The sequence below is a fragment of the Halolamina sp. genome (genome assembly GCF_036626355.1).
GTDB lineage: Archaea > Halobacteriota > Halobacteria > Halobacteriales > Haloferacaceae > Halolamina.
The window spans coordinates 15,959-38,936 of record NZ_JAZKRY010000011.1; the positions used below are offsets into that span (position 1 = coordinate 15,959).

Below are 22,978 nucleotides of genomic sequence, written 5' to 3' on the forward strand. Positions count from 1 at the left end.
CAGCAACGCCTCGCCATGGTCCCCACTCGCCGCGCCCTCCTCTCCGGGCTGGCCGTCACCCTCGCCGGCTGTAGCAGCAATTCCTCCGGGTCGCCGACGCCGAGAACGACCACCGCTGGAGAGACGACGACGGAACCGACAACTGCGACGCCTGAGCCGCCGACTGGGACGCCGACGGAGCCACAGCAGCCGGAACACGTCCGGCTCGATGACGAACGAGTCCCCTGGCGGGTCGACTTCCCGGGCGACAGGATCGTGAAGCCGTCGGCCTCCGGCGACCACCTGTTCGTCGCTACGGGGTCGTCGCTTGCCGGGACTCCCAGGACCGGTGAGGAGTCCGTTGGCCATCTCGCGGCGCTCTCGCATCCGGACGGAGAGATCGAGTGGCACCGTGAACTCGACGATGCGCCGACGTCGGACGTTCACGTCCATCGCGATTCGGTCTACCTCCCCATCGGGCAGAGCACCGGACTCCAAGGGGTCAGCCAGCGGCTCGTCCGAGTCGAGACCGACGGGACGATCCGGTGGCAGTCCCCAACGCGTGATGCGTTCCTCCGGCCCTACGGCTTCGACGCCGAGGCTGCGTATCTCGGCACGGCCGACGACCATCTCCAGCCAGCCGGTGAAACGACGTTCGCGGTTAGCCTCGAAACCGGCACCGAACAGTGGGCTGTCGAGGGTGGTGACGCCTCAGATGGCCGTGTGGCTGACGAGACACTCTACGCGGATTACGGTGGCCTGGCAATCGCCTCGCTCAGGACCAGTGACGGCTCGACTCGCTGGCAGCGGCGCGTCGAGGCGCTCCACGGCCACGAACGCCCGCTGCCGACCGCGGCCGGTCACCTGTTCGCCGCCATCGAAGGCCAAGACAGCTACGGAATCGCTGGGATCGACGCCACCGACGGCTCGACGTCGTGGACCCACGGTCTCGATGCCGCCTCCCCGTTCGTGGTGACAAGCGCCACAGCAGTTGGGGACGCCGTGGTCGCGACTGAGTTCGACGGCCTGCTGTTCGCCCGCGACGCGGCAACCGGCGAGGCCCGCTGGCGTCAGGAGTACGGCGACAAACTACACGCACCGCTCGAGTGGGAGGGTGTGCTCTACTGTTCGGTTCTCGATGGCCCGGTGGTGGCCGTTGACGCCGACTCCGGCGCAGAACTGTGGCGCACGGACGTCGCAGGCGAGGGCGACGCGCAGCTCTCACTGGCAGGCGACACGCTGCTTGTCGGCTCCCGGAACGGGCGCGAGACGAGTATCGAGGCCCGGCGGGTCAGCGATGGCGGTCTGCGATGGCGACGGTCGATTCCCGGACCAGCGGTCGCCTTCGAAACCGTTGGAAACATGCTCGCAGTCGCGACGGAGACCCAGTCGGTCTACGGAATCACGCTGGACTGATCACGTCGCGACGCTGTAGCCGGCGTCCTCGACGTTCGTCTCACAGCCGCCACAGGCCATCCTTTCGACAGTGAGCGTTGTCCGTCCCATACTGGAGCGTGGAGGCGGGATGTAGAGAAACTTTCGCCCTGCGCTGGCGAGTTCTCCGGGAGCCGAGTACCTTTGTACCGTCGCCGTAACCGGATAGTGTGTCATCAGAACCCATCCACGAACGGCCGGGCGACCTCCTCGCTGAGCTGATCCGGTTCGAGACGGTCAACCCACCCGGCAACGAGCGCGCCTGTATCGAGTATATCGACGGCCTACTGACCGAGGCCGGCCTGGAGACGGAGACGCTCGCTGCGGAGCCCGAGCGGCCGAACTTGCTGGCCCGACTTCCCGGCGGCGATGCGGCGCCACTGCTGCTGCAAGGACACGTCGACGTGGTCCCAACTGAGGGCCAGGAGTGGTCCGAACCCCCGTTCGAGGGTGTTCGGAACGACGGGGAAATCTGGGGCCGCGGCGCACTGGACATGAAAGGCGGCGTCACGATGATGCTCGCCGCGATGCTCCGTGCCGCCGAGGAAGGGCTCGAGCCAGCGGGCGACGTGCTCTTTCTCGCGCTCTCGGACGAGGAGGCCGGTGGCGAGGTGGGCGCGAAACACGTCGTCGAGAACTATCCCGAGCGGTTCGACGGCGTTGGCTACGCCATCGGCGAGTTCGGCGGCTTCCCAATGCGTATCGACGGGACGGAGTTCTACCCGATCCAGGTAGCCGAAAAACGGGTCTGCTGGCTGGACGCGACGATCACTGGCGAGGGCGGCCACGCCTCACGCACGAAACGCGACGGCACGATGAACGCGCTCGGGACGGTGTTAACCCGGCTGACCGAACACCGGCTGCCAGCCCAAATCACCCCTGCCGCTCGGGAGTTCATCGAGGCGCTGGCCGACGAATCCGGCCCGGAACGGGCCGAACAGCTCCGGGGCCTGCTCGACCCGGAGCGGACCGACGAGATCCTCGACGAACTCGGCGCGGTCGGCGACCGGCTCGACCCGATGCTCCACAACACTGTCAGCCCGACCGTCGTCGAAGGCGGTGGGAAGGTGAACGTCCACCCCAGCAAGATAGAACTCCGAATCGACGGCCGGATCCTCCCCGGCGTGACACCCGAGGAGTTCATCGAGGAGGTCGAGACGGTCGTCGGCGATGTCGCTGGCGTGACCTTCGAGGTGGCTCGGTTCAGCGGCGCCCCCGACAGCACTGTCGACATGGGGCTGTTCGACCTGCTCGGCGACGCCATCGAGCAACGCAACTCCGACGCCGTGCCGGTCCCGTTCCTGCTCACCGGCGCCACTGACGGGCGGTTCTTCGAGGAACTGGATATCCAGCCGTACGGCTTCACGCCGCTGAAGCTCCCCGAATCGTTCGAGTTCATGCCGCTGGTCCACGCCGCCGACGAGCGGGTGCCCGAAACGGCGGTCGAGTTCGGAACGGCGGCAATCGGCGACGTCATCCGCGGGTACGGCCGCAACTGAGCCCGGCCGGCGGGCCACTCTCTCGGGCTTCCTCCAAGCAGTCAAACGCAGGGCAGTTAGGCGTTGTTCGCCGACGTTGCTGTGGAACTCGGTCTGGCCTGAAAAATCAGTGGTCGCTGCGTTCTTCGAGGATCTGGTCGACGACGTCCTCGACGTGGTCTTCCAGCACCCGGACCGCGGCGTCGTGGAACTCCCGACCGGTCACGTCGCGGATGCCGTGGTTCCGGCGGAGCAGCATCTCGACTTCGAACTCGGTGTCCTCCAGTCGCTCCAGCGTCTCCGGGCGGACGTAGATGCTCTTGGCGGTGGTTGCGTCGAACTCGAAAGCTGGGCCCCCGTCGTCGGTCGGTTCCTCCGTCGGCTTCTCGGCCTCCCGCTCGTCGTCGGTCTCCGCAGGCTCCTCCCCGTCGACGTCCGAGAGGCCGGCGAAGCGGTTCTCGTCAGGCATCGTCCTCTACGATCGCAGCCAGTTGGTGGAGTCTCTCGAGCATGTCGTTGTCAGCGTCGTACTCGCGGAGGGTTTGCCCCTCGCGCCAGGCACGGCTAAAGGCGATTCGGTGGCGGATGCCCGGTCCCGGCGACACCGGGTTGTCGAACTCCGCCGAGCGGGCGAACCCGGGGAGAAACTCGTCGAAGGGTGAGTTCTCCAGGTCCTCGATGATGCGTCGCTCCTCGTTGTTCCCCGAGAGGTCGTTGGGGACGATGGCGAGCAGTTCGAGGTCGACCTCGTTGCGGATGGGGAGGATCTGCTGGTCCCACATGCGCTCGAACCCGCTGACGCTCGGTTCGCTCATCAGAAGCGGGACGATCACGTGGCCGGCGCCGATGAGCGCCGCGTCCGAGAGCGGGCCGAGACTCGGCGGCGAGTCGATGACCACGTAGTCGTACTGCTCGTCGAGTAGCGGCTCGACGATACGCCGGCGCACCCAGAGCATCCCGAACGTCGAGTTTCGGATGCGGTCTGCGGTTTCGTCCAGGTTGATGTGGGCGGGGATGATGTCGAAGCGGTCGCGCTCGGCGATGATCTCCTCGGCGTCGACGGCGTCGTCGTCGGTGAGTACGTCGCCGATGTGGGGGCTGTCGGATTCGTACGCCTCTTTCAGCCCGACTCCCTCGGTGGCGTTGCCCTGCTGGTCGAGGTCGACCAGTAGCACGTCGTCGCCGTCAGCCGCGAGTGCGTCCGCGAGATTGATTGCGACGGTGGTCTTTCCGACGCCGCCCTTCTGAAGCGAGACGCTCACCGCTCGCCCCATCAGGCGGTCACCTCGACCGCTGGCCTTCGTGCATAACCAGCAGACGGCGGAGACGACCGCAGACGTACCCCCAGCGCCGCGACGTCCGGTTGCATACGAGAATACTCACTTCTGCAGGACACTTAAGAGTTCTCACGAACTGCAGATGCTTGGAACTGTGTACGGTATTTACGATTTTTACAAATTGTAACTACGGTGGTGCAGCCGGCGGTTCAGCTTCGGGGAGCCGACGCTCGATCCCCCAGTCTGGTGGTTGCAAACCGTTCCCCAAGCCCCACGTACTTGTACTCGGGCGTACATCTGCGCTCGTGGACGAACTCTCACCAGAGCGGTTCTACGACTTCTCGGCGGTCTCCGGCGCCGCGCTCTCGCCCGACGGCGAACGGGTCGCGTTCCTCGTCAGCGAGTTCGACAGCGAGGAAGACGAGCGATACAGTTCGCTGTTCGTCGCGCCGACAGACGGCGTGGCGGAGCCATACCGACTCACGCGCGCCTCGAGCGCGTCCTCACCGCAGTGGTCCCCCGATGGAGACCGGCTCGCCTTCATCGCCGCCCGTGACCAGGACGCCGAACTCGCCGTCGCGAACGGCTCCGACGCCGGCGAGGACAGCGATGCCGACGGGGAGGAGGCGGAAGACGAACCGGTCGGCGAGGGACCGAAACCACAGGTCTGGTCCTTCGACATGCGCCGCGGCGGCGACGCCCGGCAGCTCACAGACCGAGAGTACGGCGTCGACGACTTCGACTGGGGGCCAGACAGCGAGCGACTCGTCATCGCTGCCGAGGACCCGACCGAAGAGGACGAGGAGTATCTCCGCCAGCGCGAGGAGGACGGCCCTATCGAAGTCGACCGGCTCCAGCACAAGGGTGACGGCGTGGGCTGGATGGACGAGGTCCCGACGTATCTGTTCGTCGTCGACGCCGACTCCCGCGAAACGGTGCGGCTGGACCGCGCCTACGACGCGGAGAACGGTGACCGGCAAGGGCTCCAGCCGGCGTGGTCCCCCGACGGCGAGCGCATCGCCTTCATCGCTCAGCACGAGGTGGACCCCGACACGACCCACGTTCGCAACGTCTGCACCATCCGGCCTGACGGGACGGGCTACGAGCAGGTGACCGATGCGGGCCTGCGCGTGAGCGTGCCTCGCTGGTCGCCCGACGGCAGCCGCATCGTCGTCGGTGGCGGCGACCCGTACAACTGGTACAAACCCACCGAGGCGTACGTCCTCGAGGTGGAGTCCGGGGAGTTGCGGTCTGTCTCGGCGTCGCTCGACCGCACGATCGCCTTCGGCGGCAACCCACAGTGGCTGGACGACGGGACGCTGGTCGGGCTGTTCGGTGACGAGGGGAATACGCGGATGGTTCGGCTCGACGCAGCGGCCGACGACCCCGAGCGGGTGTTCGTCGCGCAGGGTCGTGGGCGCTCGGTCGATGGACTCGCTGTCTCGGACGACGGCAGCACCCTCGCCTTCCGGATGGACGACCCCGAGGAGAGCGCCGACATCTACGCGATGGAGCGGGCAGGCCTGGACGCGGAGGAAGACGCCCCAGCACAGGCAGGCGCGGCGGGCAAGGGGACGGCGGCCGACGAGGCGGGCCTCACACAGATCAGCGAAGTCAACGAGAACCTCGTCGGCGACGAGGAGACACACAGCTGTGTGCGGCTCTCCTGGGAGAACTCCGACGGCGTGACCATCCACGGGCTGGCCTATCTCCCGGCGGATTTCGACCCCGATGACCCGGAGCCCCGGCCGATGGTTTCCTCGGTTCACGGCGGGCCGATGTCGTATGACTCCCCCGCGTTCGGCTTCGACCACCTGTTCTGGACGAGTCGGGGCTACATCGTCATGCGCACGAACTACCGCGGCTCGACCTCCTACGGACAGGAGTTCGCCGAGCGCCTGCGGGGCACCCGCGGCGATCTCGAGGTCGACGACGTGGTCACCGGCGCCGAGCACATGGTCGAGAAAGGGTGGGCCGAGGCCGAGGAACTCTACCTCACGGGCTTCTCGTACGGCGGCATCACAACCGCCGCGACCGTGACGAAATCAGACCTGTTCGCCGGCGCCGCCGCCGAGCACGGCATCTACGACTTCTACGCCACGTTCGGCACCGACGACAACCATCTCTGGCACGAGGACGAGTTCGGTCTCCCCTGGGAGAACGTCGACACCTACCGGGAGATATCGAGCATCACCGACGTGGGCAACGTGGACACGCCGCTGCTCATCACCGCCGGCGAGGAGGACTGGCGCTGTCCGCCGACGCAGGCCGAGCAGCTCTTCGTCAGCGTTCGCAAGCAAGGCGTTGACTCGCGGTTGGTCATCTACACCGGCGAGCACCACAACATCGGTGACCCCGACCGGGCCATCCACCGGCTCGAGGAGCTCTCGACCTGGTTCGATAGCCACTGACGTCGACGGTACCCGCTTCGTCCAGTGGGCCACACGTTTTTTCAGCCGGACCAATCTGTCTGGCCGCCACGCCCCTCCACCTGTACGCCCAATCGGTTTTTCGGGTTGCTCGGGACGAGCAGAGGTAGTTCGACGAAACTACCCGCTGTTCACCGAGGGTCGCTGAACTCGTTGAACAAGTCGGTTACTCGCCCTTCGATTTCGTCCCGAATCTCACGCACGCTGTCGAGATCCCGTCCATCCGGGTCTGCAAGCGCCCAATCACGAACGTCGACGGCCCGGCCCACGTCACCAACATCGAGCGTTGAACACCCCATCGTTGCGACGTAGTCACACGACTGGAGTTCCTCCAGGGTGATCTCCTGTGGGGACCGACCTGTGAGGTCGAAGCCCGCTTCATCCATCACGGTGAGTACCTCCTCGTGGACGGTGGCTGCTGGATGGGTTCCGCCGGTCAGGATTTCGACGCGGTCCTCGAGGTCGCGCCGGGTTCGTTCACGCTCGGCGAACGCCGTCGACATCTGCGAGCGGCCGGCGTTCTGCACACACATGAAGGCGATCCGAATCTTCTCTGCTGACTCAGTTGGAGCTGACATTGGTGGATTGGTGATCAGTCGTCACTCGTTTCAGCGTCTCTCGTGTCGAGACTCCCCTGCTCGAAGCCGGCCCAGTCGTAGCGGCGCTGGAAGTACAGCGCGACGTTGACCAACGCCAGAAGCACTGGAACTTCGATGAGTGGTCCGACAACCGTCGCAAACGCGACGCCGGACCCGACACCGAACACCGCGACGCCGACGGCGATGGCGAGTTCGAAGTTGTTCGACGCGGCGGTAAACCCGATCGCCGTCGTCGTAGAGTAATCCGCACCGATCCCCCTGCCCATCGCGAAACTCACGAGGAACATCACGACGAAGTAGATCGTCAGCGGGACGGCGATCAGCATGACGTCGCCCGGGGACGCGACGAAGGCACCCCCCTGGGTCGCGAACATCACGATAACTGTAAACAGCAACGCGACGAGCGTCAGCGGGTCGATCTTCGGGACGAACTGCTCGTCGTACCACCGCTCACTCTTGACCCGAGTACCGACGTATCTGGTCAGGAAGCCCCCAGCGAACGGGATCCCCAGGTAGATGACGATCGCCTCGAACACCTGCATCGGGGTGATGTCGAACGTCGTGATCCCTGCGACGAGTGACTCCATTCCGAGCAGTGGCGGGAGAAACAGCGCGAAGAACCACACGTAGACGCCGTAGGTGACGATCTGGAAGAGGCTGTTGAACGCGACCAGGCCAGTGACGTACTCCGTCGACCCCTCGGCGAGTTCGTTCCAGACCAACACCATCGCGATACAGCGGGCCATCCCGATGAACACGAGTCCGAGGAAGTATTCGGGGCGTGCCGGCAACCCTGGAACCAGCCCGCTGAAGAACACAACCGCCAGCCCGAACATCAGCGTCGGGCCGATGAGCCAGTTCTGGACGAGGCTCAGCCCGAGGACGCGCCAGTTACTGAACACGGTTCGGAGCTGCGAGTAGTCCGCTTTCGCCAGCGGCGGGTACATCATCAGGATGAGTCCGATCTCAACGAAGTGGAACTTCTGAATCGGTTGGGTCACCGAGGGGGCAACGAAGCCGAGGCCCACACCGATAGCCATCGCACCGAAAATCCAGACGGTGAGATACTTATCGAGGAAGTCCATCGACCGTGGATTGCCGCAGTCTGGACAGTCGCAGTTCGGGCCGTGCTCGTGTGCGACGCTACTCATCGTCGTTCACGCCTCGATCTGCCGTTTCGAACAGCATCTCGGCAAGCTCGGTCGCTCTGTAGTAGCGCCAGTTCCCGTCTTTTCGGCGCGTGACGAGCCCCGCGTCGACGAGGTCAGCGAGCGCGTGACTGATTGCACTTTCACTGACAGACACGAGCGGGTCGAATTCACAGACACAGAGCTCGTCGTCCGCGACGGTGAGCGCGCGAGCAAGTCGATACCGAGTCTCGTTACCGAGAACGGCAAACACTGCCCGAGTTGGGTCGTTGTCGAACGCCGTCTCGGCGAGTGACTGGAGCTCATCGAGTCGCTGTTCGACGTCTTCGTCGCAGCAGTCCCCGAGCTCGTCGGTGAGCAATCGACGGATGCGGGTTTGGGTCTCGGCCATCGGAATCTACTTGAAAGCCTGTTCAAATAGGCGTTTTGATTTGAATCTGTGTTCAGATACTGTTCGAGTTGTTTCACTCGTCACGCTACAGAACGAACTCGTCGGATGAACGTCGGTTACGCCGAAAACGCTCCCTGCAGGTCCCCAGCCATGGCAGCAATCGCCTCCGGTGCTCTGTCGACGTCCCGCATCGTCGCGAAGCCGTGGACCATCGCCTCGTAGTTGATATAGCGGACATCGACGCCGTCAGACAGGAGCTGCTCGGCGTAGCGCTTGCCGCCGTCCCGGAGCGGGTCGAATCCCGCGGTGATAACCGTCGCCGGCGCTCACTCGACGGCCGCGTACGCGTCCTCCACCGCGGCCGGGAACGGATGCTCCGGAGCGAGGCGATAATCGACCGAGAGCACCCCACACCCGCTCTCGCGAGTGAGGAGGCGACAGAGCCTGTCGTGTGTCTCCAGCCCGCCGATTACGTAGCCACCACCGTGGAAGTAGAGGACCGTCGGGACGGGCTCCTCATACTGCCGGACAGAATGATACAACCATCGCTCGCCGTGAATCGGCCGTCAGCTCGTGTGAGAGCCAGAGGCTGGTGAGCGAGTCTGTACTGACTTCTGTCCGGCAGTATCACGCTCCGGGAGATAGCGACGGGCCGCGATGTCGTCGGCCGGTCCTGGAATCGCGATGTCGGTGGCTGAGCCTACTGTCGGCGGGTTCCGGTCGCCGTATCTGCTGACCAGGCGGGCCACAACTCGGGCCGTCGACCACACGCTTTTGATGCCACACCCCAACCACCTCCTAATGACAGAGACACTCCCTTCGGTGTATGGCGGTGAGATTCTGCACGTATACCTCGACAGCGGCGAGACAAGGGCCGAAGAGATCGACCCCGAGATGGCCCGGAAGTTCCTCGGCGGCAACGGGTTCGCCGCAAAGCTCGTCAACGACCACGTCCCAGACAACGCGGACCCCCTGGCGCCCGAGAACCTCGCGGTGCTCGCCGTCGGCCCGATGACCGGGACGCGGTTCCAGTCTACCTCCCGGGGCATCGCCGGGTTCGTCTCGCCGATGACCGACGGCTTCTTCGACAGCACGTTCGGCGGGAGCTTCCCGTACGCGCAGAAGACGACGGGGTTCGACGCCATCGCGCTCCACGGCCGGGCAGACGAACCGGTGTACGTCACGGTGACCGAGGACGGCGCAACGCTCGAACCCGCCGGGGAGCTGGCCGGGTTGGACACCTACGAGACGTGTGAAACGATTCGCGAGCGCGAAGGAATTGGGTACGACACGCACGTGCTCGCGGCCGGCCCCGCAGGGGAGAACCAAGTGCGCTACGCCTGCCTGCTCCACGACGGCGAGCGCCGGGAGGGTGTCGCGGGACGGGGCGGCAGTGGGGCGGTGTTCGGCAGCAAGAACGTGAAAGCTGTCGCGGTCCAGGAGGGAAGTTTCGATCCAGAACCCGAGAACAGCGAGGCGCTGTTCGAACTGGCGAACGGACGCACCGCGCCGCTGATGGCCGAGACCGAGATGCTCCAGGACTATGGCACCAGCGGCCTCGTCAACCCGGTCAACGAGATGGGGAAACTCGGCCGGCGGAACATCCAGACCGAGCAGTCCGACCCGGAGGACGCGGAAGCGGTTTCAGGCGAGCGCTTCGCCGACGAGTTCGTCACCGAACACACGACCTGTACAGCCTGTCCGGTCGCCTGCGGGAAGCACGTCAGCTTCGAGGAGGAACACGACGGCGAGCTCGACAGCGTGGAGGAGGCCAAGATCCCGGAGTTCGAGAGCCTCTACGCCACCGCAACCATGCAAGAAGTGTACGACATCAAGCGGGTGATGAAGGCCAACGACCTCTGTGACCGACTCGGCCTGGACACCATCTCATACGGCGTCACCGTCGCGTTCGCTCGCGAGTGCGCCGAAAACGGGCTGCTCTCGGCGGCGGACTCCCCGCATCTCGAGTTCGGTGACGAGGATGGCCTCGTCGAGTTGGTGAAGCAGGTCGCCCACCGCGACGGCTTCGGCGATGCGCTCGCGGAGGGCTCGTTCCGACTCGCAGACTCCCTGGCCGAGGACATCGAGGCCGGCGAGCGCGAGGCCGACGTGGGTGACCCCGAGGCGTTCCTCTACGGTGCGAAGGGCCTGGAGTTCGCGGCCCACTCCGCCCGGGGGCTGAAGGGGATGAGCATCGGCTACGCCACGGGGACCCGCGGCGGCTCCCACCACGATACCCGGCCGACGCTCCAGTACGATGGCGAACACGAGGAAACCACCGAGGGGACAGCCGAGTTCGCCGCCCGAAGCCAGCACTTCACCGCACTCGGCGACTCGCTCACCCAGTGTCGGTTCGTTCAGGAGGGCGGGTGGGGCAAGCGGGTGAACGACCGGTTCCGCGACGCCGTCAACGCCGCGACGGGCTGGGAGCTCTCGACTGACGAGGTCGAGCAACTCGGCGAGCGAGTGTACACAATCGAGCGCCACATCAACGTCTCCCGCGGCGTTGCCTCGCGCGAGGCCGACAGCCTCCCCAAGCGGGTGATGGAAGAGCCAATTCCGGACGGCCCTGCCGAGGGGATGCACTGCCCGCCGGAGGAGCTGGAGGCGATGCTGGAGGAGTACTACGAGTTCCGCGGCTGGAACGACGACGGCAGCGTCTCGGCGGCGACGATGGAGCGCCTGGGGCTGGAGGCACTCGCGGAGTAGCTACCGGACCCGCCTGTTGGCCAGGACGAATGGCAGACCCCCGGAACGGCCCCAGCGACTGCTGGAGCAGGTCCGTCCCGGCGCTCTCCGTCACGGCTGGGTTTCACTGACGAGTTCGCAGGGAGTATCGAGCAGTCGGTGGCGTCCAGTCTGGTCGGCCCAGATGAGCGCGTTCTCGCCGTCCTCGTCGCAGTAGCGGTCCCAGCAGCGGGCCAGCCCGACCGAGAGACTGACCGCAACCTGCGGGCTCCTCGCCGAGATTCGTGAGCGGGCTTCGAACGTGGGGAGCTATCGACAGCCCAGTCAGCCACCCCCTCGAAAACGGCTGTGAGAAGCGTGGCCAGTACTGGGTTACTACGATAGTGGCCGCTACGCGGGTGTCGGTAGCGACAGGCTTGCCCGAAACGACGGGGGTTTGTAGGCCACGCTGGAATCGGGGGGCGTGCGCGACGAGAGCTCCGGGAGCGCGGCCGGCATGGTTGCCGGCCTCTTCCTCGTGTCCGTGGCCGCCGCCGCCTACGAGATAACTCCCTCCAGCGTGCTCTCGCTCATCCAGGACTCTCTCGGCGTGAGTCCGACCGCTGCCGGCGCGCTCATCAGCGTGATATACGCCACCTCGGTCGTCCTGAGTCTCCCAGCGGGTGCGCTGCTGGACCGCATCGGCCCGCGGCGGATGGTGACGGCCGCCGGCGTTGCACTCACTATCGCAGGGCTCTGGGGATGGGCGGCCGCGACAGCCGGCTCCTACCTCCTTCTGCTGCTTTCGCGCGTGCTCGGCGGCGCCTGCTACGTCGTGGTGTGGAACGCCGGCGCGAACGTCTCCGGGAACGCCGTCAGCCCGCAGCACCGCGCGACCGCCGTCGGCGTGTTCACCGCCAGCGCGCCCGTCGGGTTCTCGGTTGGTCTGTTCGGCGCACCTGTCGTCGCCGCGGCGACGAGTTGGCCGGTGGCATTCCCCGTGTTCGCCTCCGTCGGACTCCTGGGGGTTGGGCTGTTCCTGTTTTCCAGTCGCGGGCGCGCTCTCGGCGTCGACGCTGAGGCACCCGACCGGGCGGCGTTCCGGGCGTTGTTCCGCAACCGGACGGTCTGGCTGCTCTCGGCGCTCTGCTTTCTCGGGTTCGCACTCTATCTCTTCTTGAACTCCTGGCTGCCGAGCTATCTCTCCGAGGGGCTCGGCCTCTCGCTGGCCGCCTCAGGGTTGTTGACTGCGCTGTTCCCCGCCGTCGGCATCGTCGCACGAACCGTCTCCGGTGCGCTCTCGGACCGGCTGTTCGACGGCCGGCGTCGCCCGGTTGTCCTCGGCGCATTCCTCGTCGCGACCCCCGGCATCGCGGCGTTCGTGCTCGCAGAGACGGTGCCGGCCATCATCGCACTGCTGGTGGTCGTCGGCTTCGCCGTGCAGGCGACGATCGGCCTGCTGTTCACCTACGTCGCCGAGGTCGTCGAGCCGGCGGTGCGGTCGACCGCTGTCGCGTTGCTCACCAGCGTCGGCCTGCTCGGCGCCTTCCTCGCGCCGCTCGGTGCCGGCGTGATCATCGAGGCCCATGGCTACCAGCCGGCGTTTCTCACAGCAGCCGTCATCGCCGCCGTCGCTATCGGCGTCGCGTGGCTGACGCCGGAGGCGAAAGGGATGGAGCTGGGGTGACCGCCAAACGGGAACGTCTCCGAAACGGGATAACTGATAGCCTCAATCAGCCGTTCCGGGGGAAGCGTTCTCCAGGGAAAACCGGGTGCATCGTCAGCCGAGAGACCAACCCATATCTGAAAGCCTATTATTCTGGGGTTGCAATCAAACGTATGCGATTTGACTTCGTTCGATCGGTCGGGATACTGGTACTTATTACGGCGCTTGCCACCATCGGTCTCGCCGCGGGACAGGTCATGCCGTCGGGAATCATCTTCATGATGGTGCTCCCGTCGATGATCGTCTTCGCCATCGTGGCGTTCCTGCTCGGGATGAAATTTGGCGAGTTTCGTACTGCCCGGTAGCCTCCGATCGACTGTCGTACCACCGAGTTCAACGACACAGATCGACACATAGCCGCTCTGCCGGTGCAGGAGTGACGACCGTTGGGCAACGGTCGACGCTGCCGTTGGCCTCGAGGGGGCGACCGTCTCCGTCCGCAAGAGGCCAGGCGGCGTTGCCGAGCGCTGATCCCCGCGGTTCTGCGCCACCGGTGACCCGTTCTCTCCCCTAACCAGTCGCCTTCCCTGACGAAGCGAGCCCGAGCTAGGCGGCGGGTCGTCGTCCGAACCGGGAGTTCGTCTGCTCCATACCTCCGCCCCATTCACCACCTCCCACGTCGCTGTTGCTGGGAGTTTCAAGGGAGCCACCGAGACCGATAACGCTATTTCTTGGCGTGGACGGCCGAGAGCGTCCCCGACTGGTCGACCACGAACAGGGCGCCGTAGCCGACCGCCGGCGAACCGTCGACCCAGTCCGGAAGCTCGATACGCCAGGCAACCGAGCCGTCTTCGACAGCGACGGCGTAGAGCCGCCGGTCACGGCTGCCCACGTACGCGTGGTCGCCGCCGATAGCGGGTGCACCGTGAATCGCGCCGCCCGTTTCGACGCGCCAGCGCTCATCGCCCGCGACAGCGGAGAGGGCGACGAGCGTTCCGTCCCTCGTTGCGGCGTAGACCGTCCCGTCGACCGCTGCCGGCGCCGCGTGGATCGGTTCACCGACTCCGGACTCCCAACGGATATTGCCGGCAGCGCTGAGTGCGACGACGGACGCTCCGCTCCCAACGTACGCGCCGTCGGCACCGTAGCCGAAGTCGCCGACGACCGGGGTTGTGCTCCACGCGTGTTCGATCCGGCTGTCGACGCCAGCCGCTGTCAGCGCAAACAGCGTCCCCGAGAGCGTTCCGACCCAGATACGCCCCCAAAGAACTGTGGTACGGTGCTGATCCAGGGACGTTCTGGAAGCTGTACTCGCCACCGCTCGCTCCCGTCGGCCACCCACATCGCGGTTTCGAGGTTGACGTGCCCATGCCAGCGAACCGAGGGGGTCCCGTGCGGGCCGTCGAGGTCCACGGCACCGCTGTTGGCCGCATCAGCGTGCACTGTCGGCCAGCGGCCGGAGAGTGCAGGAGCCAGGCCGGGTTCGGTAGGCACTTCACTCGACGTCTCGGACGAGCTTTCGGGAGCCCCAGTCGTGCTCGTTCCGGGCTGCTCGCGCTGGTCGCTACAACCGGCAAGCGCGGCTGCCAGGCCGACACCCGAGCACGTGCCGGCGGCTGGCAGGCTGTGAGTCGGGTGGGGTGGAGTTCTCCGCGTCGGCCGCATCGGCTGGACTGTTGGAGGGCATCGTTTCATAGTGATTACTGTCGGGATGCATCGCTCGCAACTGGACTCGCCCTCGAATACCACAGGCCATCTTCACCGGGGAGAGAGCGAGAACCGGCCGCTTCACGTGTGGTTCGGTCCCTGCGTCGGAGCGGAGGATTCACACTTCTCCAGCGTCAGGGTCAGATATGGCACAAATAGAGGTCGACCTCCCCGACCGAATCGACGGCGAACTGAACCGACTCGTCGAGTCCGGTGAGTTCCTCAACCGAGAACGCGCAATCGAGGACCTCCTCCAGCGCGGCGTCTCGGCGTACGACATCGACGAGGAGCCCGGCGGCGTCGAGGAGATGGAGGGCGATCTGTTCACGCAGGCAGTCGAGGACCAGCAGGACCCGGCGATGCAGGACGAACCGAGCGACGACGAGCCGACGTTCTGAGCACAGTGTGTCGCAACCGGACCGTCACGTTTTGACTCTCCACCTGGCTGTCATCGCCGACGGAGACGGCCGTTTCGGTATCGAGACGCTGGAGCGGAGCAAGGACCGACGGAGCGACGGCCAGTCGTTACTCCACGTTCGCGACGCCGTGGTATCGTCGTGACGGACGGTGAGCACGAACCGGAGCACAGGGTCGTGCTCGCGGGCGACGAGCGGCATCCGGGTGAGATGCTGAACCCGCCCGCGACCCTGCCCAACCTGAATCCGATAGCGGATGGCTCGCACCATCGCCTCATCGGCATCTTCGACGGCGGTCTCCAGGGGAAGGCCGGTAGCGAGCCTCGCGCAGACGGTTGGAGAAGACGAGCGCGAGGCCCGCAACAGCGACGACAAGGGTGGTGGCGACCATCTCGTCCCCGGTTGTCGGTTTCTGGTCCGGGCGAGAGTGTCCGGCATCGCTCCGGTGGATGAAGTCGGTGCGCTACCCTCCAACCGATGATTTCCTGAGATACCCAGTAATCCTGTCCACGGCTGTTCTCCGGAGACGCACCTTTTTGCCCCGTAGGCCGCGACTCCCACTCACACCATGAGCCGGGAAACCGTCAGTCACGAAGAGGACGGAGTTATCTACGAGTTTACCCCCGAGTTAGAGGCGGTCCGGACCGTCGCGCCGGGCACCGAACTCACCATCGAAACCATCGACAGCCTCGATGGCGAGATCCAGGAGAACGAGGACCTGCTTGCACGGATTCCCGACGAGATCAACGCTGCGACCGGGCCCATCGCCGTCGAGGGCGCCCAACCCGGGGACGTACTGAAGGTGGATATCGAGGCGGTCCGGGTCGCGGAGGACCGCGGCCGGGTCCTCACGACCCCCGGGTTCGGCTTGCTCCAGGACGACGAGGACGTGGAGGCGCCGTTCACTCAGATCACGCCCGTTGAGGGCGACGAGATCCGATACGGCGACCTCTCCGTCCCGATCGACCCCTGTATCGGCACCATCGGCGTCGCGCCCGCCGAAGAGACGTTCTCAACGCTCGTCCCGCACGACCACGGTGGCAATCTCGACACCAACGAGATGACGACGGGGACGACCGCCTACTTCCCTGTCTCGCAGACCGGCGGGATGCTGGCGATGGGTGACTCCAAGGCGGCGATGGCCGACGGGGAGATGTGTGGCACGGGGGCCGAGATCGCGACGGATATCGACCTCACGGTGGAGCTCATCTCCGACCCCGAGTTCGACCTCCAGCGGCCGCTGGTCGACACCGGCGACTACTGGAAAACCGTGGCCAGCGCGGAGACGATGGAAGCGGCGAGTAAACTTGCCCACAAGGACGCGATGGCGCTGCTCTCGGCGGAACACGGGTTCGACGCGACCGAGAGCCACACGTTCGGGAGCCTCGTCGGCGGCCTCGAAATCTCACAGGTTGTCGACCCGCTGGTGACTGTCAAAAACGCGATTCCGTCGGAGTACGTCTCCTCGCCGTTCTGAACCGGGGCGGGCGGGAATCAGCGCCCGAGCAGTTCGAGCAGCAGTGCTTGTTGGGTCGGCATCCGGTTGCCTGCCTGCTGCCAGACGACCGAGCGATCGCCCTCCAACACCGCGTCGGTCACTTCCTCCCCGCGGTTGGCCGGCAGGCAGTGCATAACCGCCGCGTCGGTGTCTGCGAGTAGCTCCTCGTTCACCTGATACCCTTCGAACGCCGGCAGCTTCTCGGCGCGCTGGTTCGCTTCACCCATACTGATCCAGACATCAGTATAGACCGCCTCGGCGCCCTCGACGGCCGCAGTGGGTGAGTCGAACAGTGTCGGCGCACCGCCAAGATCAGCAGCCGTCGCCAGCGCGTCGTCGTCGACGCCGTAGCCCGGCGGCGTCGCCAGCCTGAGGTCAACACCCGCGAGCGCACAGCCGACCACCAGCGAACGGGCGACGTTGTTGCCGTCGCCGACCCAGGTGACCGTCGTATCGTCGTCCGTGATCTCACGCAGGGTCAGCAGGTCCGCGAGCGCCTGACAGGGGTGGGCCTGGTCGGTCAGTGCGTTCACCACCGGCACGTCGGCGTAGTTGGCAAGCTCGACCAGGTCGTCGTGGTCGTTCAGGCGCGCGACGAGCAGGTCGACGTACTGTGAGAGCGCCCGCGCGGTGTCTTTCACCGGCTCGCCGTGGCCGAGATGAATCTCGTCGGGCCCGAGGAACGTCGGATGCGCACCCAGCTGGGTCACGCCTGCCTCGAACGACGTCCGGGTGCGCGTCGAGGGTTTCTCGAACAGCAGCCCAACGGTCATATCGGTGAGACGGGCGTCCTCGTCGCCGGCTTTCAGCGCCCCAGCGCGGTCGAGGATCCGCCGGAGCCCAGCGGGGGTGAGGCTCTCGATAGTCAGGAAGTCGGACGGGAACTCGGTATGGGCTGTCTCGTGCATTGCTGTCTCGTGCATTGGTGTGTCGTGGTCAGTTCGCAAGCTGTTCGCAGGCAGTACGGAGAACCGCAACGGCGCGGTCGAACTCAGCGAGCGGCAGTCGCTCGTCGGGTGCGTGGTCGAGGGCTGAATCGCCGGGCCCGTAGGAGACGACCGGGACGTCCCAGCCATCGGCGAAGAGGTTCGCGTCGGCGGTCCCGGTCTTGTGGAGGTGGGTCGGCTCCCCGCCGGCACCGCGAATCCCGCTACGGAGCGCCGCTGCCGGGGACCGCCGCGGATCGGCGACGTGGGGCGGTACTGCGTCGCTCCAGGTGAGCGAGCCGTGTGTTAGACAGGTTTCAACCGATTCCTGAACCGACAGCGGGCTCTCGTCCGGGGGAACGCGGAACTGGACGTCGAGTGTGGCCTCGACGGACTCGCCGTCAGCAGCCAACCCACCGGTGATCTCGGTCGCTCTGGCGGTGATCGTCCCGAAGATGCCCGCTTCGTCACCGTCTGGTTCGGTCTCAGCATCGGAACCGTCGACCTCTTCGCGGACACGTTCCCACCAGGCTGTCACGTGATCGATGGCGTTTGGCTCCGGGCGAGCGCCGTGGGCCGCGCGACTCTCGACAGTGTAGCGTCCCGACACGAGGCCACGGTAGCCCAGCGTCAGCGCGTTCCAGCCCGACGGCTCGCCGTTGACGACCGCTTCCGGCGCCGAGCGGTCCGCTAACAGGTAGCGCGCACCGGCGGAGTCCGTCTCCTCAGCGACGACACCGGCGAAGGAAACGCCGGTTTCGATGGCGGCGACGGCCATCGCAGCCAGCGAGCCGGTGGCGTCGACGCTCCCGCGTCCGTGGAGCACTGGGCCGTCCGCGCCGAGTGCAGCGTCCCCCTCGACAACGCTGACTGGAAGGTCGCCCGGTACCGTGTCGATGTGGGAAGTGAGCAGCACCGAATCGTCAGCAGGGGCGCGTACGTTTCCTGCGGCATCGAGCACCGCATCGCGGCCGTTGCGCTCGAAAAACGAGCGCAGGTGGGACGCGGCCGGCGCTTCCTCGCCCGACGGCGACGGGATCGAGACCAACTCGGCGAGCAGGCGGCGGCCCGGCGTGTCGAGCGTGCCGTTGGGAGCCTCGATATCGGGTGCTGGGCGCGCGTCACTCATGTGAGCACCTCGACGAGCGCCTCGACGACCGTGTCGGCGTGCTGTGTCTCAGCGACGAGCGGGGGGAGCAGGCGGACCACAGAGCGCCCGGCCGGCAGCGCGAGAATCCGCTCGTTCAGCGCGAGGTCGCGGAGGACGCCCATCGCGCCACGTTTGACCTCGATCCCGACCATGAGGCCCTGGCCGCGGACGTCGCGAACGGGGAGGTCGTGGGCGTCGACGGCAGCCCGGAGCTCAGATTGGAGGTAGCTCCCCACGTCCGCCGCGTTCTCGGGGACGTTCTGGGCGAGGAGCCCAGCAAGCGTCGCGTCGGCAGCGGCGGCCACGAGCGGGTTGCCGGCGAACGTCGAGCCGTGGTTTCCCGCGTCCTCGGCGACCCAGTCGGCACAGAGCGTCGCACCCAGTGGGAGGCCCGAGGCCAGCCCCTTCGCTGTCGTGATGATATCGGGGACGACGCCCGCCGCTTCACAGGCCCAGAGCGTCCCGGTGCGGCCGAGTCCGGTCTGGATCTCGTCGAGCACCAGCGCCGCGCCGGCCTCTGCGGTCTGTTCGCGGGCAGTCTGGAGATAGGAATCGCCAGCGCAGTGGACGCCGCCTTCGCCCTGAATCGGTTCGAGGAACACCGCCGCGGTGTCGTCGTCGACGGCCCCAGCGAGCGCGTCATCGTCGCCGTACGGGACGAACTCGACCGCACCCGGAAGCGGGCCGAACGGATCCCGGTAGGCGTCCTTCCAGGTGAGCGAGAGCGCGCCGAGGGTACGGCCGTGGAACGCACGCTTCGTCGCGACGACCTTCTCGCGGCCAGTCGCTGACCGGGCGAACTTCAGCGCCGCCTCGTTGGCCTCGGTCCCGGAGTTACAGAGCCAGACCTTCGAGAGGTCGCCCGGCGCGGCCTCGGCCAGTCGCTCACGCAACGCGGTCCGGACCGCGACCGGGTAGGAGCCCTGGACGTAGAGCAGGTCGCCGGCCTGCTCGCGGATGGCCTCGACGACGTCCGGCGGGCTGTGCCCCAGCGGCGTGCAGGCGTAGGAGGCGCCAAAATCCAGGTAGTCGGTTCCGTTCTCGCCTGTCAGAGCCATCCCCTCACCGCTCGCGATGGCCAGGGGCTTCTCGGAGAAGACGAACCCTTCGTCGGTCATCCGACGTCACCCCCGGAGGCGGTGATGCCCAACACGTCCGACTCGGGCTGCAGGCTCTCGACACCGCCGTCGGTTTTCGCGCCAACAGCAGCCGGGTCGATGGACGTTCCGTGTCCGGTGAGCGCGGCGACGAGCGGTTTGCGGAGGCCGGCGTCGCCGATTGTCACACCGACTGCGCCGCCTTCCAGTGCCTCGCGAGTCGCGTGGACCTTCCGGGCCATGAACCCGTCCGCGGCGTCTTCCAGCTCGCCCATCCCTCCAGGAGTCGTTGCCGATTCGATGAGTGTTGACTCATCGTCCGGGTCAGCGTACACTCCGGAGACGTCAGTCAGCAGGACGAGCTCACCACCCAACTTGGCTGCGAGGAGCGCGGCGACGCGGTCCGCGTCCGCGTTGGCGACGGTGCCGTCGTCGGCCAACATCGGCGGGCAGACGGTCGGGATGTAGCCGTCCGAAAGCAGCGTCTCGAGCAGCCCGGTGTTCATCGCGACCGGTTTGCCCGCGCGGTCACCACGGCGGATCTTCTTTTTCCCGTCCTCGACGATGCGAACGGCCGACTTGCGCGGGCCGGTAACCAGTCCGCCGTCGACCCCCGAGAGCCCGATGGCATCGACGCCGACGGCGCGGAGGTCGCTCACGAGTTCGGTGTTGAGCTTCCCCGGAAGCACCATCTCGAACGTCTCAATCGTCTCGTCGTCGGTGAAGCGCCCCGAGACGCCCGCCGGTGTCTCGACGTACTCCGGCTCCTCCCCGAGTGCCTCGAGCGTGTCGTCGACGGCGCTGGAGCCGCCGTGGACGACAACCACCTGGCGACCTGTCGCCGTGTAATGCGCGACGTCGGCGACCACCCCAGCCGGGTCGACCGCACGGGCGCCGCCGACTTTGACCACCAGCGGGGGCTGCTCGGCTGCTTCGGATGGCTGCGTCATGGCGACCCCACCGGGTGGAGCCCCTGGAACCCCAGCCCTGCCGTCTCGTCCAGCCCGAGCGAGATATTGGCGGCGTGGACCGCCTGGCCCGCGGCGCCTTTCATGACGTTATCGATGGCCGCGAAGGCGACGACACGGTCGCTCTCGGGGTCGGTTGCGAACCCGACCTCCGCGAGGTTGGTGCCCGCGACGGATTTCGGCTCGGGGTAGCGGTAGACACCGCCACCGCCCGCAACCAGTCGGACGAACGGCTCGTCTTCGTAGGCGTCGCGGTACGCACCCCAGAGGTCGGCCGTGTCGACGCCCTCCGTGGCAGCGGGCCCGTCCGGATACACGTGGCAGGTGGCCGCTGCGCCGCGGACCATCTCCACCGCGTGGACGGTGAAATCGACCGGGAGATCGAGTTGGTCGAGGAGTTCGGCCTCGTGGCGGTGTCCGGTGGGTGCGTACGGCCGCACCACGCCCGAGCGCTCGGGGTGGGAGGCCGCAGCGCTCCCGGCGGCGCCACCCTCCGAGGAGCCGACTTTGAGGTCCGCGACGACGCAGTCGTCCGGCGACAGCAGGTCGGCGTCGACCAGCGGCTTGAGCGCGAGCAGCGTCGCCGTCGCGTTGCAGCCGCCGCTGGCGATAATCTCGGCTTCGACGAGCCCCTCGTGGCCGAGCTCAGGGAGTGCGTATGTCGCCGCATCGAGATACGCCGGTGCGTCGTGACCGTCGTACCACTCGTCGTAGGCTGTTTCGCTCTCCAGACGGAAATCAGCCGAAAGGTCGACTAACAGGTCGGTGCCATCGAGATACGCCTCGACGTTCGCCATCGTGACGCCGTGGGGGGTCGCCGCGAAGCGGACGTCGACCGGCTCCAGTGACGCTGGCTCGGAGAAGCGCAGGTCGAGGTCGCGCAGGTTCGGGTGGACGTGCCCCACGGTGCGGTGTTCGTGCTCGCGGGAGGTTGCCTCAACGATCTCGAACTCCGGGTGGCTCGAGAGCAGACGCAGGAGTTCACCACCGGCGAACCCCGAGCCCCCGATGACACTCACAGAGAGTGTCACGCTGTCACCTCCGGCGTCTCGCCCCCGGTCTCTGGAACCGTCTCCAGCCAGTCGACGATGGCCGCGGGGACGTCGGTGTCGACAGCACCGTTCAGCGCGGTGAACTCGACAGTGTGGTTCACCTCGTGGACCGTGTAGCCGTCACCGGTCTCCATCAGGTCGACACCCAGCAGGCCGCCGCCGACAGCATCACTGGCGGCGATCGCGAGCGCTTCGACATCCTCCTCGAGGCTGAACGACTCCGTTTCCGCGCCCGCCGCGGCGTTGGTGATCCAGTGGTCCGAACTGCGGGTCATCGCCGCCACCGGCTGGCCGCCGGCCAGCAGCACGCGAATGTCGCGGCCGGGTTTCTCGACGAACTGCTGGATGTAGAAGACGCTGTGTTCGTAGTGGCCAAGCGTCGCCTTGTGTTCGAGCACTGCCTCGGCGGCCGAGCGCGATTCCAGTTTCGCCATCAGGCGGCCCCAGGAGCCGACGACCGGCTTGAGCACGCAGGGGTAGCCGAACGATTCGACGGCCGAAAGCGCGGATTCGGTGCTGAACGCGACAGTTGTCCTCGGCGTCGGGACGCCCGCGGCTGCGAGCGCGAGGCTCGTCTCCACCTTGTCCGAACAGACTGCTGCGGTCGCTGCTGTGTTCACGACCGGCACGTCGTGGTGTTCGAGAAAGCGCGTCGCGTAGCGCGAGCGCGAGGTCGCCAGACAGCGGTCGAGCACCACGTCACAGGACGAGAGCGCAGCCGGCGGCGCGTCGAGGTCGAACGTCAGCTTCCGACTGTCGGCTTTCGTCACCTCGTGGCCGCGGTCACGCAGCTCCGAGAGGAGCTGCTTCTCGTCGGCGCGGATGCGTGAGTACAGCAGTCCGACCTCCATCACTCCCCCCAGTCCTCGGCGAGTTCGGGTGCTTCCGCGAGTTCGACGGGCTCCGTCCCGATAACTTCCAGCTCTGTCCCACAGTCACCGCAGTCCAGGATCTCGCCGTTCTCGACGTCCTCGGGCACTGCAACGACCGCGCCGCAGGTTACGCAGGTTGGCTCTGACATCGTACTCTCTACTCGGCGATGGCTATACTTTAATCCACGGATTTAAATTTTGAAAAATACGCTCAATGACGTCTC

21 protein-coding genes and 1 pseudogene are annotated in these 22,978 nt (G+C 66.5%); 8 read left to right on the forward strand and 14 right to left on the reverse strand.

Annotation, left to right across the window (positions count from 1 at the left end):
• The first annotated feature begins 15 nt into the window (after window positions 1-15).
• The gene (locus V5A38_RS03025) at window positions 16-1,395 is read left to right on the forward strand and encodes a PQQ-binding-like beta-propeller repeat protein (RefSeq protein WP_332324272.1); all 1,380 of its coding nucleotides are present in this window, start codon (window positions 16-18) and stop codon (window positions 1,393-1,395) included.
• Window positions 1,396-1,583: 188 nt separating this feature from the next.
• Window positions 1,584-2,912 (forward strand): M20/M25/M40 family metallo-hydrolase, encoded by a 1,329-nt coding sequence (locus V5A38_RS03030; RefSeq protein ID WP_332324273.1) that lies wholly within the window; start codon window positions 1,584-1,586, stop codon window positions 2,910-2,912.
• Between the two features lie 106 nt (window positions 2,913-3,018).
• On the opposite strand, the gene V5A38_RS03035 is transcribed toward V5A38_RS03030, so the two are convergent.
• Window positions 3,019-3,360: a hypothetical protein gene (locus tag V5A38_RS03035; protein ID WP_332324274.1), complete on the reverse strand. Its 342-nt coding sequence runs from the start codon at window positions 3,358-3,360 to the stop codon at window positions 3,019-3,021.
• Window positions 3,353-4,165 carry a ParA family protein gene (locus V5A38_RS03040; protein ID WP_332324275.1) on the reverse strand — a complete coding sequence of 271 codons (813 nt, stop codon included), beginning with the start codon at window positions 4,163-4,165 and terminating at the stop codon, window positions 3,353-3,355. The genes V5A38_RS03035 and V5A38_RS03040 overlap by 8 nt, the downstream gene beginning before the upstream one ends.
• 308 nt (window positions 4,166-4,473) lie before the next feature.
• Here V5A38_RS03040 and V5A38_RS03045 point away from each other — a divergent pair, with 308 nt between their 5' ends.
• Complete coding sequence (locus V5A38_RS03045; RefSeq protein WP_332324276.1) at window positions 4,474-6,579, forward strand: S9 family peptidase; 2,106 nt, start codon at window positions 4,474-4,476, stop codon at window positions 6,577-6,579.
• Window positions 6,580-6,728: 149 nt separating this feature from the next.
• Here V5A38_RS03045 and V5A38_RS03050 read toward each other — a convergent pair whose 3' ends face one another.
• The 4 genes and pseudogenes from V5A38_RS03050 to V5A38_RS03065 form a co-directional block, all read right to left on the reverse strand.
• Complete coding sequence (locus V5A38_RS03050) at window positions 6,729-7,175, reverse strand: low molecular weight phosphatase family protein (RefSeq protein WP_332324277.1); 447 nt, start codon at window positions 7,173-7,175, stop codon at window positions 6,729-6,731.
• Between the two features lie 14 nt (window positions 7,176-7,189).
• Window positions 7,190-8,347, reverse strand: coding sequence for an ACR3 family arsenite efflux transporter (gene arsB / locus V5A38_RS03055; RefSeq protein ID WP_332324278.1), 1,158 nt, complete (start codon window positions 8,345-8,347; stop codon window positions 7,190-7,192).
• Entirely contained in the window at window positions 8,340-8,735 is a 396-nt protein-coding gene (locus tag V5A38_RS03060; RefSeq protein ID WP_332324279.1) for a metalloregulator ArsR/SmtB family transcription factor, read from the reverse strand. The genes arsB and V5A38_RS03060 overlap by 8 nt, the downstream gene beginning before the upstream one ends.
• Before the next feature lie 116 nt (window positions 8,736-8,851).
• Window positions 8,852-9,247: pseudogene (locus V5A38_RS03065) on the reverse strand (alpha/beta hydrolase fold domain-containing protein); the annotation flags it as partial.
• A gap of 289 nt (window positions 9,248-9,536) precedes the next feature.
• On the opposite strand from V5A38_RS03065, the gene V5A38_RS03070 reads away from it, so the two are divergent.
• The 3 genes from V5A38_RS03070 to V5A38_RS03080 all read left to right on the forward strand — a co-directional run bounded on the left by V5A38_RS03070 (window position 9,537) and on the right by V5A38_RS03080 (window position 13,433).
• Window positions 9,537-11,444, forward strand: a complete 1,908-nt coding sequence (locus V5A38_RS03070; protein ID WP_332324280.1) for an aldehyde ferredoxin oxidoreductase family protein — start codon at window positions 9,537-9,539, stop codon at window positions 11,442-11,444.
• A 442-nt stretch (window positions 11,445-11,886) separates the two neighbouring features.
• Window positions 11,887-13,089, forward strand: a complete 1,203-nt coding sequence (locus V5A38_RS03075; protein WP_332324281.1) for an MFS transporter — start codon at window positions 11,887-11,889, stop codon at window positions 13,087-13,089.
• A 152-nt stretch (window positions 13,090-13,241) separates the two neighbouring features.
• Window positions 13,242-13,433 carry a hypothetical protein gene (locus tag V5A38_RS03080; protein WP_332324282.1) on the forward strand — a complete coding sequence of 64 codons (192 nt, stop codon included), beginning with the start codon at window positions 13,242-13,244 and terminating at the stop codon, window positions 13,431-13,433.
• Between the two features lie 359 nt (window positions 13,434-13,792).
• Here V5A38_RS03080 and V5A38_RS03085 read toward each other — a convergent pair whose 3' ends face one another.
• Window positions 13,793-14,386 (reverse strand): PQQ-binding-like beta-propeller repeat protein, encoded by a 594-nt coding sequence (locus tag V5A38_RS03085; RefSeq protein ID WP_332324283.1) that lies wholly within the window; start codon window positions 14,384-14,386, stop codon window positions 13,793-13,795.
• A 535-nt stretch (window positions 14,387-14,921) separates the two neighbouring features.
• Between V5A38_RS03085 and V5A38_RS03090 the strand changes: the two genes are divergently transcribed.
• Window positions 14,922-15,173 carry a CopG family transcriptional regulator gene (locus V5A38_RS03090; RefSeq protein WP_332324284.1) on the forward strand — a complete coding sequence of 84 codons (252 nt, stop codon included), beginning with the start codon at window positions 14,922-14,924 and terminating at the stop codon, window positions 15,171-15,173.
• Between the two features lie 586 nt (window positions 15,174-15,759).
• Window positions 15,760-16,668: an acetamidase/formamidase family protein gene (locus V5A38_RS03095; RefSeq protein ID WP_332324285.1), complete on the forward strand. Its 909-nt coding sequence runs from the start codon at window positions 15,760-15,762 to the stop codon at window positions 16,666-16,668.
• A gap of 17 nt (window positions 16,669-16,685) precedes the next feature.
• On the opposite strand, the gene argF is transcribed toward V5A38_RS03095, so the two are convergent.
• From argF to V5A38_RS03130, 7 genes are read right to left on the reverse strand one after another with little or no spacing between them, the layout of a single operon-like run.
• On the reverse strand, window positions 16,686-17,612 hold the full coding sequence (gene argF, locus V5A38_RS03100) for an ornithine carbamoyltransferase (RefSeq protein ID WP_332324286.1): 927 nt from the start codon (window positions 17,610-17,612) through the stop codon (window positions 16,686-16,688).
• A gap of 13 nt (window positions 17,613-17,625) precedes the next feature.
• Window positions 17,626-18,744: a [LysW]-lysine hydrolase gene (locus V5A38_RS03105; protein ID WP_332324287.1), complete on the reverse strand. Its 1,119-nt coding sequence runs from the start codon at window positions 18,742-18,744 to the stop codon at window positions 17,626-17,628.
• Window positions 18,741-19,883: an aminotransferase class III-fold pyridoxal phosphate-dependent enzyme gene (locus V5A38_RS03110; protein WP_332324288.1), complete on the reverse strand. Its 1,143-nt coding sequence runs from the start codon at window positions 19,881-19,883 to the stop codon at window positions 18,741-18,743. Before V5A38_RS03110 ends, V5A38_RS03105 begins: the two co-directional genes overlap by 4 nt.
• On the reverse strand, window positions 19,880-20,812 hold the full coding sequence (locus V5A38_RS03115) for an acetylglutamate/acetylaminoadipate kinase (protein ID WP_332324289.1): 933 nt from the start codon (window positions 20,810-20,812) through the stop codon (window positions 19,880-19,882). Before V5A38_RS03115 ends, V5A38_RS03110 begins: the two co-directional genes overlap by 4 nt.
• Window positions 20,809-21,861 (reverse strand): N-acetyl-gamma-glutamyl-phosphate reductase, encoded by a 1,053-nt coding sequence (argC, locus tag V5A38_RS03120; protein ID WP_332324290.1) that lies wholly within the window; start codon window positions 21,859-21,861, stop codon window positions 20,809-20,811. Before argC ends, V5A38_RS03115 begins: the two co-directional genes overlap by 4 nt.
• Window positions 21,858-22,733: a lysine biosynthesis protein LysX gene (gene lysX / locus V5A38_RS03125; RefSeq protein WP_332324291.1), complete on the reverse strand. Its 876-nt coding sequence runs from the start codon at window positions 22,731-22,733 to the stop codon at window positions 21,858-21,860. The genes argC and lysX overlap by 4 nt, the downstream gene beginning before the upstream one ends.
• The gene (locus tag V5A38_RS03130; protein WP_332324292.1) at window positions 22,733-22,903 is read right to left on the reverse strand and encodes a lysine biosynthesis protein LysW; all 171 of its coding nucleotides are present in this window, start codon (window positions 22,901-22,903) and stop codon (window positions 22,733-22,735) included. The genes lysX and V5A38_RS03130 overlap by 1 nt, the downstream gene beginning before the upstream one ends.
• Between the last annotated feature and the right edge of the window lie 75 nt (window positions 22,904-22,978).